The organism is Paenibacillus sp. FSL R5-0810, from assembly GCF_038002285.1.
GTDB classification, from domain to species: domain Bacteria; phylum Bacillota; class Bacilli; order Paenibacillales; family Paenibacillaceae; genus Paenibacillus_AQ; species Paenibacillus_AQ lactis.
In genome coordinates this window covers 4,155,107-4,172,128 of the sequence record NZ_JBBOCF010000001.1, presented here as the reverse complement: position 1 = coordinate 4,172,128, position 17,022 = coordinate 4,155,107, and the positions used below count along the sequence as shown (strand labels likewise).

General features: G+C 50.9%; 11 protein-coding genes. 10 read left to right on the top strand and 1 reads right to left on the bottom strand.

Features of this window, described 5'->3' with window-relative positions; translation table 11 throughout:
* Positions 1–641 precede the first annotated feature (641 nt).
* From MKX76_RS18575 to MKX76_RS18535, 9 genes are all read left to right on the top strand, one after another.
* Positions 642–1,358: a response regulator transcription factor gene (locus MKX76_RS18575; RefSeq protein WP_341034403.1), complete on the top strand. Its 717-nt coding sequence runs from the start codon at positions 642–644 to the stop codon at positions 1,356–1,358.
* On the top strand, positions 1,355–2,584 hold the full coding sequence (locus MKX76_RS18570) for a sensor histidine kinase (RefSeq protein WP_341034402.1): 1,230 nt from the start codon (positions 1,355–1,357) through the stop codon (positions 2,582–2,584). The genes MKX76_RS18575 and MKX76_RS18570 overlap by 4 nt, the downstream gene beginning before the upstream one ends.
* Before the next feature lie 91 nt (positions 2,585–2,675).
* Positions 2,676–3,596, top strand: coding sequence for an ABC transporter ATP-binding protein (locus MKX76_RS18565; RefSeq protein WP_341034401.1), 921 nt, complete (start codon positions 2,676–2,678; stop codon positions 3,594–3,596).
* Positions 3,593–4,300 carry an ABC transporter permease gene (locus MKX76_RS18560; protein ID WP_341034400.1) on the top strand — a complete coding sequence of 236 codons (708 nt, stop codon included), beginning with the start codon at positions 3,593–3,595 and terminating at the stop codon, positions 4,298–4,300. The genes MKX76_RS18565 and MKX76_RS18560 overlap by 4 nt, the downstream gene beginning before the upstream one ends.
* A 14-nt stretch (positions 4,301–4,314) precedes the next feature.
* Complete coding sequence (locus tag MKX76_RS18555) at positions 4,315–5,049, top strand: ABC transporter permease (RefSeq protein ID WP_341034399.1); 735 nt, start codon at positions 4,315–4,317, stop codon at positions 5,047–5,049.
* Between the two features lie 603 nt (positions 5,050–5,652).
* Positions 5,653–6,963: a sugar ABC transporter substrate-binding protein gene (locus MKX76_RS18550; RefSeq protein WP_341034398.1), complete on the top strand. Its 1,311-nt coding sequence runs from the start codon at positions 5,653–5,655 to the stop codon at positions 6,961–6,963.
* Positions 6,964–7,063: 100 nt separating this feature from the next.
* On the top strand, positions 7,064–8,377 hold the full coding sequence (locus tag MKX76_RS18545) for a sugar ABC transporter permease (RefSeq protein WP_007132716.1): 1,314 nt from the start codon (positions 7,064–7,066) through the stop codon (positions 8,375–8,377).
* Entirely contained in the window at positions 8,377–9,219 is an 843-nt protein-coding gene (locus MKX76_RS18540; protein ID WP_007132715.1) for a sugar ABC transporter permease, read from the top strand. Before MKX76_RS18545 ends, MKX76_RS18540 begins: the two co-directional genes overlap by 1 nt.
* Before the next feature lie 285 nt (positions 9,220–9,504).
* Positions 9,505–11,541 (top strand): methyl-accepting chemotaxis protein, encoded by a 2,037-nt coding sequence (locus tag MKX76_RS18535; RefSeq protein WP_213617273.1) that lies wholly within the window; start codon positions 9,505–9,507, stop codon positions 11,539–11,541.
* Between the two features lie 1,320 nt (positions 11,542–12,861).
* Here the strand turns inward: MKX76_RS18535 and MKX76_RS18530 are convergent.
* Positions 12,862–15,003, bottom strand: a complete 2,142-nt coding sequence (locus tag MKX76_RS18530) for an alpha-amylase family glycosyl hydrolase (RefSeq protein WP_007132713.1) — start codon at positions 15,001–15,003, stop codon at positions 12,862–12,864.
* Between the two features lie 440 nt (positions 15,004–15,443).
* Here MKX76_RS18530 and MKX76_RS18525 point away from each other — a divergent pair, with 440 nt between their 5' ends.
* Complete coding sequence (locus tag MKX76_RS18525; protein WP_341034397.1) at positions 15,444–16,868, top strand: serine hydrolase domain-containing protein; 1,425 nt, start codon at positions 15,444–15,446, stop codon at positions 16,866–16,868.
* Positions 16,869–17,022: the final 154 nt, after the last annotated feature.

The following is a 17,022-nucleotide window of genomic DNA, read 5'->3' as shown; positions in this document are numbered from 1 at the left end:
GCAATATCCAAAGAGTCTCTCAATCAGCAATGTATAGAGCGGAATGCTTTAGTTCGTATATATATTGAACTTGGAAGCAGTTGGGAATCAAAGTCCTGAAGCTAATAAAGATATACGTTCACAACAAAGGAGTCTTCATCACGAAGGCTCCTTTTGCATACAGTCGCAATTTGTTTATGAACCTACGTCTTTCAAGACTCCCGCTCATTCGAACGGTTGATCGGTTCCTCAACTTCACATGTTATCCTGAGTGTAGTGATGGCTGCTGCACGATGAACATCGTTGAAGCACGGGCAACTCACCAGGCTATCTCACCCGAAAGCCGTATACTCAATAGGTGTCTAGCTAGCTTCATGGGCTGTTAAGTGAAATCGTGTTTCGGTCCAACCGATGGAATAGCTCATAGTTAATCCCATGCTCAGCTTCTGTTTACCTAAAGTTAACTTTACACCGATACGATGATAGATGGGTCGGTCAGAGGGATGGGAGAAGTGATAGTAGAAGTGATGGTAGAAGTAATAATAGAAGTGATGGGAGAAGAATAGAAGGGATATGGTAAAGATTAGGGGATTGCGCAGATCCCTCTGTTATATAATACAGTTAGTTGCTAGTTGAAATATGAAATCATGGAGACCAATGCTATGGATAACATTTCTGTTCTGCTTGTAGATGATGAACAAGGGTTATGCGATATGTTGACTGCCGTGTTGAAAAAGGAAGGTTTTCGATATGTCAGGAGTGTGGGTACTGGGGAACAGGCTTTACGCGTGCTGAAGGAGCTTGACCCGGATGTGATCATACTCGATGTCATGCTCCCGGATGAAGACGGATTCGAAGTTTGCCGAAAAATCCGCAAAATCACCGAAGCGCCGATTCTTTTTCTAACCGCCAGGGACGCAGACCTGGACAAGCTGATGGGCTTTGGCATTGGCGGGGACGATTATATTACAAAACCATTCAACCCTTTGGAGGTCGTTGCCCGCATCAAAGCTCGCCTGAAATATAAAGTGAAGCAGGAGAGAGCGGCCTTGTCACGGTTAACCCAGCTGGATTTTGGATATTTTCGGGTGGATCTTGAGGCAGGGGAGTTGACCGTAAATGGCAAGCAAGTGGAGTGCCCGGCTCGTGAATGGGAGCTGCTTGTATTCCTGTGCCGACATCCCAACCGCATCTTCAGTACGCGTCAATTATACGAATCGGTCTGGAAGGAGCCCTATCTTGGTGATGAGAAGACCGTTGTAATCCATATCTTCCGGCTGCGTAAAAAGATGGAGCCCGATCCCGGAAACCCCCGGTTTCTTGTTAATGTCCGGGGACTTGGCTACAAAATGCTGCTCCCAAGGAAGGAACAAGAATGAATCCGATGGTGAGAATGGCTTTTCGCTTTATCAAGGTAACCATGATGTTGGTGATCATGTCTATCTTAAGTTTTATTGTATGCGCAGTGATATATATATATCTTCTGGATTGGATGAATCCCCGAGGCGCGATTTCTATGAAAACTTTCTTAGTTGTTACTGGATCTGTGCTGACGGTTATTTTTTTCACCGCTTTCGGTTGGTGCGTGGGCAAACCGCTCACGTATTTAATCCGCTGGATCAACCGATTATCCGAGGGGAATTACGGCATACCACTGGAACATTTCCGCCAGCCGAAGGGTGATCGCGGCTCGGATGGCACAGATAGCCACGATGGCCCCGAAGACTCCGGTGGCACCGATTACACGAATGGCTCTGATGGCTCCGGTGGCTACGATAGCTACGATGGCATCAATGGAATCAATGGCATTAATGGACCCAATGCCATCAATGGCTCCGTTGGTTCATTACACCATAACCATTATCGTTATCCGTATGTCCTATATAAAGAATTATTTGATCGAATGCATTTATTGTCGATCCAACTGCAGCGCAGCGAGACCGAACGACTGAATTTGGAGGCCAAGAAGCGGGAATGGATCGCGGCTATTAGCCATGATCTTAAGACGCCTTTGTCCTATATCGAAGGGTATGCTCATATGCTCACGGCTGCCGATTATGTATGGACCGATGAAGAGAAGCAGAATTTTAGCAGGCAGATCAGCGGCAAGACAGCGGAAATGAAGCAGCTCATCCATGACTTGAACCAAACGGGCCGGTGGTCTGTTGAACAGTTCCCTATGAATAAAAAGAGAGATGATGTGGTCGATTTTCTGCGCGAGTTGATGATCGATATCGCAAACCATCCGTTAGCCGAGCAAACTTCCTTTATGTTTAATACCGAAGAGAGCGGGTGCATGGTAGAGTTTGACAGAAGGCTGTTAGGCAGAGCCCTTCAAAATGTAATCATGAACGCGGTTAGCCATAACCCGCCAGGCACCCAGGTTCAATGCAATATCTCTGTAAAGGAAGGCTATTGTTACATTAAGATCGAGGACGATGGAATCGGGATCGAAGAAACGCAATTAAAACACATCCTAAATCAGTCGGGTAAAGGAATAGCGATTGCCAATGCTTTTGTCGAAGCCCATTCTGGCCGGATGAACATTCTGCCGGCTGATCGTAAGGGCACCCAGGTTGACATTATATTACCGATCCGTCCTTGAATTATCCTATCGTTCATTTCATGTTTACCTGCTGTTTATTTCCCATTGCTAAACTCGAAGTATTAGCGATGCCAAGCAGGAGGAAACAGAGATGAACGAATATGCAATCGATACACATCAGCTGACCCGACGATTCGGGCAGCGGGAAACGGTTAAACAGATTAACTTGAAGGTCCCCAAGCGGGAGATCTATGGATTTTTGGGACCGAATGGAGCGGGCAAGACAACAACGATTCGGATGCTTCTGGGACTCATACGCTCGTCTTCCGGAGAGATTCGGATCCTTGGCAAGGATCTGAAGAAGAACCGAATGGATATTTTAAAGGATGTCGGTTCTCTCGTAGAATCTCCGTCGTACTATGCTCATCTTTCAGGATATAAAAACTTGAAGATCATGGCCCTAATCCATGGAATACAGGAATCCAGGATTCAAGAGGTGTTGGAATGGGTGAGGCTGAACCAGGCAGCCCATCGGCCGGTCAAGAGTTATTCTCTTGGCATGAAGCAGCGGCTAGGGATCGCGATGGCGCTGATTACGAATCCCAAATTATTGATTCTGGATGAACCGACGAACGGACTTGATCCATCGGGCATTCAGGAAATACGAGAGCTCATTACAAGACTTCCCCGTGATTTTGATATAACGGTGCTGCTCTCAAGCCATTTATTGAGCGAAATCGAGCAGGTTGCAACCTGGGTGGGAATTATTAATCAAGGGGAAATGATTTTTCAAGGGCCGCTTCAGGAATTAACCGATCGCAGTAAGCCTTATGTATGGATTGAGATGGACCGCCCGCTGGAAGCGGCAGCAGCTCTAAATGACCATGGATGGGATGCGGAGCCGGACATCGCAACAGGCCAGATCCGAACCTCCATGATCAACCGGCCGCAATCGTCGGAAATGATTCGCTTCCTCGTAAACCGGCAATATGATGTCTATCGGGTAACGGAGAAGAAGAAGACCCTTGAGGAAATCTTTCTGGAATTAACCGGTCAGGAGAACAGCTTATGATGCTGGAGCTGATATGTGCAGAGGGAGTAAAGCTGAAGAGATTATGCCGGTGGATGCCTGTTATCCAAGGCATGATTCTGGTTAGCATGACGGCCTTGGAGTGGTATCTTTATTTCCGTCAAGGACCCGGGGGGATCTACGCCGGCTTTGCAGTCATGTACATGTTTTTGTCGTTCGTTTTTTTATTGGGCATTACGCTTCTTGCCAGCATGATGGCCAGTACCGAGCATGAAACAAAGGCTTGGAAGCAGCTTCTAGCAATGCCTGTTCCGAAAGGTTCCGTATACCTGGCAAAATTGGCATGGATCTTTACTTTGCAGTTATGTACCGTAGTCATCACGATTGTTGGGATGTGCGTGGTCTGGCTCCTATACTCCAACGAACCCATACCGTGGGGAATGATGATGTTGCAGCCTCTATTCGCATGCTTATCAACACTGCCGATGATGGCTGTACAGCTCTGGCTGTCCACTGTTTTTTCCAACCAGGCATTACCACTGGCTTTAGGGATATTCGGTTCCATTTCCAGCTTGTTTTTAGCACGAAGCGATTCCTTCATGATTAAAATCCTTCCCTGGTCGTATCCGGCATTATCCAGCCCGCTTATCCCCGGTCATATGCAGTGGATCGGAATCTCACTTGGAATGGGAATGATGTTGTCGGTGCTGGGTGCTCACCTGTTTGCCAGAAGAGAATTTGAATAGGGGGTTGCCGGATCATGGGAATATTAATTCGTGCTGAAGGAATGAAGCTTCAATGGAGTGTCATCCTTGCGCTCATCGTATTGGATACGCTGATCAACTCAGCGATGGGAGCGATGCAGCTCCAGAGTTTAAAGGAGTTTTTCCCGCCTAGCTGGACTACGCTCTATATACACAGCGTCAATCTGCACTCTATGTTTTTCTTTCCTCTGTATAGCGGGATTATAGCCTCCTTATTGTGTTTGTACGAGCATCGGGATGGGGGCTGGAAAATAACCATGAGTATGCCAATTCCCCGCAGCCGAATCTTTTATGCGAAATACATTGTGTTAATCGGGATTATGGCGCTGGTTCAGGTCGTATTTTTACTCGGATATGTTGTTGCGGGTTATCTTGTTGAAGCTCCCGGAGAGATTCCGTTGGAGACACTGCTGTATTCAGTTATTGGGGGATGGATCGGTGTTTTGCCGCTCGCTGCATTACAACTGATTGTCTCAATAAGAATACGGAATTTTGGAGCCTCCCTGGCGATGTCTCTCGGTTATGTCGTGCCGAATATTGTGCTGACAGGCTTTCACTCGGCGATTGGGGCCTGGCTTCCATTCACGATTCCCTACTATGTCATGATGCCGCAAGCAGCAATTTATGCGCCAAGGGTTGAGCCCTATAGCCTGTGGTCCATTGTGTTGTTTACAGGTATCGTGTATCTGCTGTTTGGAAAGCGGTTTGTTGAAAAAAGAGATTGGATCTAGTTCAATATCTTTCGGTCTCGTGCGTCAAGCCGCGGAGCTTGCTAACCACTATAATTGGTATATATCTTTGACCCCTGCGCTTCGACAGGGGTTGTTGCATTTGGGACCTGCGGTTGCATCGTTATTCGCAGTCGCTTTGGGCAAAAATATTGGCTGAAACTAGGGCGAACTGAATAGAAACGCCATAGCCATGGCGTTTCACGGTTCATCTTATCAGCGGTAAAAGAGGTATTTGCAAATGTGCAAACGTTTGTGCAACAATGAAGCATTTTCCGGGCGAACCTGTCCGATTTGGAGAGCAAAATGACTGAATTGCACAGGATCTTGCGCACATATTTTTACGATAACCTACGATATAGGGTGAATAAGCGAGATATTATAGGATTTTGGCCGAAAATCGGGGATAAACGATCTGTGCAAACGTTTTTGCAATCAATCCGAAATGTTGTATGATGTCTACAGTGGATGAAGCGCTTTCTCACCGGAATTTTTCCTTGGTTTCTCGCCAAACGTTACATAGAAAAAGAGAGGCTGAAAATTTTCTGAAATCGTTTGCGCAGATTTCCAACATTTCTGATCATTATTGAGAGGGGTAATCATGGAATGAAGATGAAGAAAATTCTGACGCTGGCTGCAACCTTCACGCTGGCATTCTCCATTACGGCATGCGGAGGAAACTCGGGTACTCCGGCTGCGGAAGCGCCTGCAGAGAACCCGCCTGCGACAGAGACGCCGGCTGAAAATACAGAAACCGTAGAACTGAAGCCTGAAGAAGGCGCGAAGCTGGTCGTATGGGAGAGCCGTGACGAAAGAGCCTATACGGATGAGATTGCCAAGGAATTTACCGAGAAGTACGGCGTAGAAGTTACGATCGAAGAATTGTCCCCAACCGACCAAGTAACCAAGCTTGCGCAGGACGGACCATCCGGACTGGCTGCGGACATCGTATTGTTCCCGCACGACAACCTGGGTAAAGCCGTTACGACGAACCTGGTTCTGCCAAACGACGTATTCGAGGAAAAAACAAAGAGCAGTAACACGGAAGCAGCGATCCAAGGTGTCAGCTACGACGGCGTGCTGTACGGATACCCGCGTGCGGCTGAAACTTACCTGATGTACTATAACAAGGATCTGGTGAAGGAAGTTCCTACAACGATGGAAGAAGTCATCGAGTTCAGCAAAACCTTCACAGACAAGAACAAGAATAAATACGGCTTCATGTTTGAAACCGGTAACTTGTACTTTGCTTATCCATTCCTCGCATCCAACGGCGGTTACATCTTTGGAAGCGGTGGCACGGACGTCAATGACATCGGTCTGAACAACGAGGGTGCCGTAAAGAGTATGGAAGTATACGCTAGCCTGAAAGAAATCCTTCCGGTTAAATCCGGCGACATCACGCCTGACATCAAGCGCGGATTGTTCACTTCCGGCGATCTGGCAATGGATATCAACGGACCATGGGAGCTTGGCGGATATAAAGAAGCGCTCGGCGACAAGCTCGGCGTAGCTCCAATCCCGGCCATCGGCGGACAGCCTGCCGTATCGTTCTCCGGTATCAAAGCTTGGTATGTAAGCTCGTTCACGAAATATCCGCAAGCTGCAAGATTGTTCGCTGATTTTGCAACGACCAAAGAAGCTCAACTGAAACTGAGCGCCCTGGTAGGCTCGGTTCCAACGAACATCGAAGCGCAAGAAGATGACCAAATCAAGAATGACGAGTACGTATCGGCATTCACGGAGCAGTTCAAGTCTTCCCAGCCAATGCCTTCCGTACCGGAAATGGCTAACGTATGGTCTCCTGTAGGCGCTGCCCTGTCTGAAATTTGGGATAACGATAAAGACATTAAAGAAACGCTTGATAAAGCCGTAAACCAAGTTAAAGACCTGAACAGCGGCGGAGGCGGCGAGTAAGGGACATACAGCTTCATAACACGAAAAAGATGAAGAAGTTCACCCGCCGATGGTCGGCGGGTGATTCCTCGATTATACGGTAGAGGAGATTGGAGGGAGCATGCGTCAACATCGTACGATAGCGGCTGTACTGTCAGCTATATGCATGGGTCTGGGTCAGCTTTACAATCGTCAATGGATTAAAGGCATTCTTTTGCTTATCGTAGGCGTATTCAGCTTGTATTACTTTATCAATAACCTCGGAGACGCAATCTGGGGCATGGCAACGCTGGGGGACCAGGGAAGCCATTTAGCGAAGGTTAACGGATTAACCCAAATGGTAGCAGGCGACCACTCCATCAATCTGTTGATTGAAGGTCTAATTACAGTCATGATGCTGGCCGTATTCCTTGTTGGATACTATGCCAATATCAAGAACGCATATAACGCTGGAAAACAAAGGGACATGGGGATCGCACCCAATAACTTTAAACAAACCCTTAACTATATTTTTGAAATCAAATTTGCGCAGTCGTTTCTGACCTTGCCGGCTATCGGTATCATGTTCTTTACGATCATGCCGATCATATTCATGATTTTGCTGGCATTCACGAACTATTCCGCACCGAACAATCTGCCGCCTGCCAATCTGGTAGACTGGGTAGGCTTTAAAACCTTTACGAATCTCGTTGCCTTAAAAACGTGGAGCCACACCTTCTTCGGAGTACTGACCTGGACGATCATTTGGGCGGTGCTTGCCACGGTGACCACGTATTTCGGCGGGGTGCTGGTAGCGCTGCTTATTCAGCAAAAAGGCATTCGCTTCAAAGGCCTGTGGCGCGTCATCCTGATCATTCCGTATGCGATTCCGCAGCTGATCTCCTTGCTCGTGATGCGCAACATGTTCAACGGCCAATTCGGACCGATTAACCAGTATTTAAGATATTTCGGTATGGACGGCCTTCCATGGCTGACCGATCCGTTCTGGGCGAAGGTAACCGTCATCATCGTTAACATGTGGGTCGGCATTCCGGTATCCATGCTGCTGGTTATGAGCGTGCTGACAACGATTCCGAAGGACCTGTACGAGGCGGCTGACGTTGACGGGGCATCCGGCTTCCAGAAATTCAAAATTATCACGCTGCCGATGATTCTGTTCTCGACGGCACCGGTGCTCATTACGCAGTTCGCCGGTAATATCAACAACTTCAACCTGATTTTCCTCCTCACCAACGGGAACCCGGTGGTGGGCGACTATCAATATGCGGGAGCAACGGACCTCTTGGTAACCTGGCTCTACAAGCTGACACTGGATCAGCAGCGATATAATATGGCGTCGGCGATCGGGATCATTATCTTCCTGATTATCGCGACCTTCTCGATTTACAACTATCGCCGAACCAGATCATTTAAAGAGGAGGATATGATCCAATAATGGGAATTAAAATGAGAAACGCGATCCGGTTAACGGCTAGCTACATTTTGCTGGTTATTATCGCGATCTGCTGTATTTACCCGGCGCTCTGGATTGTTCTGTCCTCTTTCCGTCCCGGAAAGTCGCTCTATAGCAAGTCCCTGATTCCTGAAAGATTTACGCTGGATCATTACAAAGAGCTGTTCACGTCCCAGAGCTTCCTGTTCGAAACCTGGTATATGAATACGCTCAAAATCGCACTCTTCTCGATGGTGATCGGTACGATCCTCGTACTGCTTACGAGTTATGCGGTTTCCCGTTTCCGGTTCAAAGGCCGTAAGAACGCGCTGTCCACGATTCTCGTGCTAGGCATGTTCCCGGGCTTCATGAGTATGATTGCAATCTACATCCTGCTCAACTCCTTGAACCTGCTGAATACGCATGCGGCGATGATTATCGTGTATGCGGCCGGGGCGCCGCTGGGAGGAACGCTTATCATGAAAGGCTTCCTCGATACGATTCCGCGCAGCTTGGATGAGGCGGCCAAAATCGACGGTGCGACCAACTTCCAGATTTTTCGCAAAATCATTCTGCCGCTGTCGAAGCCGATGATTACGTACATGAGCTTGACGCTATTCGTTGGACCATGGGTAGATTTCATCTTTGCCCGTCTCGTACTGCGGACGAAAGAGAACTGGACGCTGGCTGTCGGTCTATGGGATTTGGTCAACTCCACCCAGGACAGTAACTTTACGCTGTTCGCGGCGGCTTCGGTTCTGATTGCATTGCCGATTACGATCCTGTTTATCTTCCTGCAGCGATTGCTGGTTGACGGCATGACGGCAGGCGCGAGCAAAGGTTAAGCTGGATCCAAAGCTAAAGAGCCAGATGATAAGCGTTACATCCATTCGCGCTTTAGATAGAAAGAAGCAAACTTTAGAGGGATCACAGCGAAGAGACACAGCCGGTTAACGCTTGCTGTGTCTCTTTTTCATTTCTGGGATACTGCAAAAATCGATTCCGTCGCTTCCGGCTGTATTCGATGGGCGAGCAAAATCGACGCTCCATATATTACAGAATGGGAGTTGCTCTTTGGATTTTTGCAAAATTCTCATTTGCATGAATTTGGGTGCAGGGGGTACATAACGATGAATGTTAAAACGCGCTTTCAATTTAAAGCGGTTGGCATGAAGCTGTTCGTCATTTTTTTTACAACCGTCGTTGCGCTGTCCGCAGGGCTTGGTCTGCTGTCGTATTCCATAGCAAAGGATACGGTCATGGATCAGGTGTCCGAGGCGACGTCGGGACAAATGGTGCAGGCGGCGGACAAGCTTGATTTCCTGTTGGCCCAATATGAAGGGGTATCCCGGCAATGGGCGCTGGATACGGTGCTTCGCCAAGATCTGGTTACGGTCAGCACGCCGGACGTCGGCATCCGGGCCAAAACCGAGGCGGAGAATCGGATTCGGGAGAAGCTGAACGGCTTCGCTTCGTCGGACAGCCGGCTTGTCGGCATGCGATTGATTTCGCCGGCTATGACCGTGCAGAGCTCTTATAACTCCACGGGGATTTCCGGCTTATCGTCGGCCGATACGGTAAAAACCAAGATTGACCGCATCCTTCAAGCGGACGGCGAACCCGTCTGGTTCCCGGCGGAGGCGAAAGGGTTCATGGGAAATGAGAAGCTGGCCTCCATAACGATGGGGCGGCTGCTGAAAAATCTCCAGCAGCCTCATGCCCAGTACGTGCTGCTGATAGATATTAAGGAGCAGGCGATCGGCGAGGTCCTGTCCAACCTGAGGATCGGGGAACATGGGCGGATGCGAATGGTCGCGGCGGATAACCGAATCGTGTATGACGCGGATCTCACGCAGCTCATGCAGCCTTCAACCATAACGGTTCCCCAAGGGGCGCAAGCAAGCGGGACCTATTATACCGACGATGCGCAGATGGTCGTGTACACGCCGTTAAAAACAGCTCCTTGGTATATGGTGGGATTCGCGCCGGTCAGCGATTTCGTAAAGGCTACGGACAAGCTGCTCAGCATCACGCTTGGGGTCATCGCAGCAGCGATCGTCATTGCGGTGCTGATTGGCTATTATATGATGCGTACGGTCGGACGTCCTCTAAATCAGCTGTGCAGTCTAATGGAGGAAGGAGAGAAGGGGAACCTGATGGTTCGCACCGACTTTCAGCGGGCCGATGAGATCGGCCGCCTGGGCGACGGCTTCAACCGCATGATGGGGCAAATCTCGGCTCTCGTTGAACAGACCCATGTCTCCGCGCGTGAAGTGCTGGCGACAGCCGGGGAGCTGGCCGAGGCGTCCAGAGGAACCTCGATCACCGCCGGCGAAATTGCCGCAGCGATGGAGCAAATTGCTCAGGGCAGCGGACACCTCGCCGCGGAGGCGGAGCGTGAAAATCAGCTGGCCGAGCATATTGGCATGCAGATGAATAGGGTGTCGGAATCGAATCGGATCATCAAGTCGGCGGCTGACCGCGTCCTTGATGTAACGGGGGACGGTGCTCTCCATATGGATAGCCTCGTGGGACAGTCGGAGAGAATCCACCAGGTAAATCGAAGCATCGTGCACAATGCGGAGAAACTCCAGACCAATACCGCATCCATTCATAAAATATTGGAGCTGATGTCGGACATCACGCATCAGACCAATATCCTGTCCATCAATGCAACGATCGAGGCGGCCCGGGCCGGCGCCGCTGGCAGCGGATTCATGGTCGTTGCCAATGAAGTTCGAAGCTTGGCGGACCGGTCGAAGGAATCCATTCAGACGGTCGGCAAGATGATCCTGGAAATCCAGGCAGAGGTCCAGCGCTCAGTGGATGCGCTAAGGTCCGCATCGCCTCTGTTTGACGAGCAGCTGCACTCCGTGCAGCAAGCGCAAGAGGTATTCGCTAATGTGCGCCGGGAGATGGATGTGCTGCTTGCGGAGATTGCTGGCTCCGCCTCGGCCGTGGAGCAGCTGATGGATTCTCAGCATACGCTGACCGGTTCCATTACAGAGGCGAGTGCTATCGTGCAAGAGACGAGCGCGGCTACCGAAGAGGTCGCCTCGATGTCATCGGAGCAGTTTAAGGTGAGCGAGAAGCTGGTCGCCCTGTCCGGAAGGCTGGAGGAGCTGTCCGAGCGGCTGCGTCAGTCGTTGGTGCAATTCAAAACGTGAGTCTTGCGCACGGTTGAAGTTTCGCTCTGCGAGCAGACGTAATATTTATGTGCATAGTGCTTCTGAAGGGTGTTTTGCGCACGGGAGACGTTCCGAGTACATATCGTTCCTCCAATCGCTGTTGTCCCCGATATTCCTGAATATAATTTGCTAACGGTGGAATATCGGAGACAAAGGCGACCGCTCCGCTTTTCCGGAATCGATTTGTCCTCTCCACTACATCGTGCGCTTGGCCAGGTACAGGGAAGCACTTATGTCTGCAGCAAGGTTCCGTCTGCTTCTGTTGAAGCTGGACTTCACCGGCTCAAGCTGGGGAGGGATAATAGACAAGCTCCGCGATATCATCCTGCGGAGCTTGTTTTCGTGTGCAGTCCCCTAAGAAGTCCAGCGGAGCTTGCTTTGGTGTACGTTCCGAGTACATATCGTTCCTCCAATCGCTGTTGTCCCCGATATTCTTGAAATATAACTCGCAAGGGTGGAATATCGGAGACAAAGGCGACCGCTTCGCTTTTCCGGAATCGATTTGTCCTCTCCACTACATCGTGCGCTTGGCCAGGTACAGGGAAGCACTTATGTCTGCAGCAGGGTTCCGTCTGCTTCTGTCGAAGCTTGACTTCACTGGCTCAAGCTGGGGAGGGATAATAGACAAGCTCCGTGATATCATCCTGCGGAGCTTGTTTTGGTGTACGTTCCGAGTACATATCGTTCCTCCAATCGCTGTTGTCCCCGATATTCCTGAAATATATTTCGCTATGGAGGAATATCGGTGACAAAGGCGACCGCTCCGCTTTTCCGGAATCGATTTGTCCTCTCCACTACATCGTGCGCTTGGCCAGGTACAGGGAAGTACTTATGTCTGCAGTAGGGTTCCGTCTGCTTCTGTTGAAGCTGGACTTCACCGGCTCAAGCTGGGGAGGGATAATAGACAAGCTCCGCGATATCATTCTGCGGAGCTTGTTTTCGTGTGCAGTTCCCTAAGGAGTCCAGCGGAGCTTGTTTTGGTGTACGTTCCGAGTACATATCGTTCCTCCAATCGCTGTTGTCCCCGATATTCCTGAATATAATTTGCTAATGGTGGAATATCGGAGACAAAGGCGACCGCTCCGCTTTTCCGGAATCGATTTGTCCTCTCCACTACATCGTGCGCTTGGCCAGGTACAGGGAAGCACTTATGTCTGCAGCAGGGTTCCGTCTGCTTCTGTTGAAGCTGGACTTCACCGGCTCAAGGCTGCTCAAAGTAGAAACAAGCTAAAAGCAAAGCGGCTCCGGAGAATCTCCAGAGCCGCTTGCTGTTGCTTTATTTTGTATAAATTCAATCCCTTACGGCTGCCAATTCACATTAATGGTTGCCGTGCCGCTGGTTGGTGCGGTAAAGGTATGGTTGCTTCCGCCTTCCCAAGTGACGGTGGAGCCTGATTTTTTCAGGAACTTGAATTCAATGGTCTTTCCTGCCGGTACGCTGACATCATAGTACCAGTTCGGGTACTGGTAAACGACCTGATTGTACATCGGGCCGATCGCTTTGGCCGGATCCCAGTTGCCCAGCTCGCTGACATTGCCTGTCAGGAACACATTTTGCCCCAGGGAGGTTGTCGCATTGTTAACGACAAAGCGGACGCTAACCTGATCGCCGGACAGCACTTCGAAATTGTCGTAGACATTGCTCGACACTCCGGCGGCGTTCGCGATTTTAATATTGTAGATGCCGCCTGCAACCGCAGGGATTTTTACTTGAATCTGCGTATCTTCCCAGGACGTGATGTTCGCGCCGGTTACCGGCGTCGTCCCGAAGTAGACGGTGCCTTTGCTGGTACCGAAGCCGCGTCCGTCGATGGTGATCAATGCGCCCGGCTTGGCCATCATCGGACCGACATGCCCGATGGTTGGGGTCGTCGTGGCCGTTGTATATTGCCATACGGCTGTGCCGCCGGCGGCGAGCGTGAAGTTCGAAGCGGCTCCGCCGGAGCCCACGGTTAAGGTGTTGCCGTTCAGAAGGCCGCCCAGCACATCGGTGTAGCTGCCCTGCGGCAGAGAAGTGACCAGGCCGGAGATGGAAGCCGGCGTGCTCAGATTGCGGTTGATGGCAATGACCGCAACATTATTGCCGAATTTGCGCTCATAAATCAGCACGTCATTGTTAATCCAGCGCTCCTGCGTCGATCCGTAGGCGATCGCCGGATTGGATTTGCGCAGCGGAGCAAGCTTTTGGATCACCTGATAGGCGGTGGTTGTCGTAGAGAAGGAAGGGATCCGTGCCCGGTTGTCCGGGTCGTTCCCGCCTGACATATACTGCTCGGTGCCGTAATAGATGGCAGGGACGCCGCGGGAGGTCAGGGTAAATGCCAGCGCCTGCTCCAGCTTCCGGCGGTTTGCATTGCTGCTGTGGAACCGCTCCATGTCATGGTTATCGATGAACGTCACTTGATCATCCACCTGGGCATAATCGGCTGCGGAGCCCTCCAGCATCGATTTCAAGCCGTACATATTGTCGGTGTTATCCCGGAACACCTGGCGAACCTTTTGAGCAAACCGGAAATCCAGCAGGCTCATGCCGGATTCGTTGGCGAACTTGTGATTTTCCGGGCTGACTTCGTTGACGCCGAGGAACCACTCGCCGAAGGTGAAGACCGGCTTGTAGTTGTTGACGGTGGCCATAAAGCTCTTCTGCCAGCCGAACGGCATATGCTTGACCGCATCCATGCGGATGCCGTCGATGCCGAGATCCAGCCACATTTTGATGGCATCCTTCAAATAGACGTCTACGGTGCTGTTGTTATGGTTCAGGTCGGCGAGATCGTAAAGATTTTTGTAAATCCCGTTCTCGGTCGTGGAAAAATCGGTGCCGCCGTTATGGTGGAACAGATTTTGGGTATCGTTCGTGTATCCCCCAAGCAGCGTGCCGTTATTGTACAGCTTCCCGTTCTCCGCGAAGGATGGCTGATCGGAAGAGGCCGGAGACGTATGGTTCGGGGCGAAGTCGATAATCACTTTAATGTTCTTGGCATGTGCAGCGGCAATCAGGTTTTTGAAATCAGCAATCGTGCCGTATGCCGGATTCGTCTTCTTGAAGTCCCGCGCCCAGTAGCCATGATAGGCCGTATTGTTGACGCCGGAATAATTGATGACGCTGTAAATATTCTCAACCGGTTGGGAAATCCAGATGGCCGTAACGCCCATTCCGGTCAGGTAGCCGTCATTGATTTTGTTGATGATCCCCTGCCAGTCGCCTCCGCAGTACAATCGGAGATTCGTGCAGGTCCCGTCAAACGCCGCGCCCGTCGGATTGTTCGCTGGATTGCCGTCCGAGAACCGGTCCGTAAAAATTTGATAGATGACGTCAGTGCTAAAGTTCTGCTTATTGGATACCGAGGTATCCGGCGCTGCATGGGCAGGGGTAAACATTCCCAGCGTCAGGGATAACGCGAGGGACAGCGCGGCTGTCATTTTCATCAATTTCTTCATACTCTACCTCCTATGTAATCGTTAGAAGTGGTAAGGCTTGTCCGCAGTTAATTGCATCACCTCCTTATGAAATCCGGCGACAAAAAACCCCGGCTTCTCGAATTGAGATACCGGGGTTGTTCCATACCGGGTGTACGGTTAAGGAATGCATGGCCCTTATTTTGTGCGAGCGTTATATTCACCCATATTTTAATGAAAGCGAATTCAACTGTCAATATATAACAAACCTTTCTGATGAAAAAAATATCATTTTTATGAAAATCGATGATTGCCACGAAATAAAATTTTATATTGTATATATTTTGTTGATACAAAATTTCACAAGTCATATAATGGATTTGTAAAGCGTTTACAATGGTGAGAGTGCGGGCTGAATTTACAAAGGTCGGGAGCATGGTTCAAAAAAAAAGAGCATATTGACGGAAAGGAGTGGTTGCGTTGTGAATCGAAACGAGGGCGCGGAACGTTTGGGGCTGGACATGAACGGTCTTCAGGCCGCTTGCGCGGCCGTAAACCGGGCCATTGATGCAGGAATTATGCCCGGCGCTGTACTGGGCGTGCTGCATCGCGGAGAGACGTGGTTTTATGCGGCTGGGTTTGCCGATCCGGATCCGAAGCAAGGCGAGCCAGCAGCTGTCCACAAGGACACGTTATATGACTGCGCCTCCATCACGAAGGTTGCGGTCACGCTTCCGCTGATTCTCCAGCTGGTGGATGAGGGAAGGATTACGCTTAGCACGAAAGCGGCTGATATTGTTCCGGCATTCGGAGCCTCCGGTAAGATGGCGATTACGGTAGGCGAGCTGCTGACGCATACCTCGGGCCTTGCGGCGGATATGAATCTTCATTCCCACGGCTGGAGCCGGGAGCAGATGTGGGACGCGGTGCTGACTTCCCCGCTCTCAAGCGAAACGGGCATGAACGTAGTATACAGTGATTTGGGATACCTGACGCTCGGCCGCATCGCCGAGGAGCTGCTGCAGATGCCGCTGGACCAGGCGGTAAGACAGCGGGTATTTGAACCGCTCGGCATGCTTGATTCCACCTTAACGCCATCCCTGGAGCAGCTCGGCCGGTACGCGGCGACCGAGTATGACGAGGAATTCCAGGGCCATTTATGCGGTGTGGTGCATGATGAGAAGGCGAGAGCGCTCGGCGGCGTATGTGGTCATGCCGGACTATTCGCGACGGCGGGGGATTTGCTGCGATATGCCCATATGTGGCTGCTTGAGGGGGCGGTTCCTGCACCTAGTGGCCAGACTGATGAAGGTGCAGCTGTTCTCACGGATATCGAAGCCGATGCGGGGGCAGCATCCAATACCGAGACCGGAACAGCGGTAGCTGCAGAAGCATCGTCACCGGCGCACAGCCTGTCACTTGCCGCAGAAGCATCGTCACCGGCGCACAGCCTGTCACTTGCCGCAGGAGCATCGTCACCGGCGCACAGCCTGTCACTTGCCGCAGAAGCATCGTCACCGGCGCACAGCCTGTCTCCTGCCGCAGGAGCATCGTCATCGGCACGCATCCAGTCGCCTGCCGCAAGAGCATCGTCGCCTGCACGCATCCTGTCACTTGCTGCGGCGCGAACGGCAATCAAGCCGCATACGGCAGCGATTCCGGGTGCGAACCGCGGACTTGGCTGGGTCCTCAAGGGAGACCGCATGGATGCCTCCGGCGATTGGATGAGCGAACGCGCCTATGGCCATACCGGCTTCACCGGTACAAGCCTGTGGATCGACCCCGCGTATGATCTTGCCGTCGTGCTGCTGACCAACCGGGTGTACGGCGGACGGAGCAGCAGCGTCAAAGAGCTGCGGGTCCAAGTGCATAACGCCATCACCGGCGCAGTTCGCGATCCGAATTAGCCTCGTATGCTGGCTCAACGAATACACCAAGCGGGATTGTGCTTAGGTCGGCATTCGTCAGGGGCAGTCAGTTACTGAATCATTACGCTGTGCTGCAAATACTTGCTTATTGGGCAATGAAGTGTTCATAAGTTGATACCTAAGGGATGGAGGC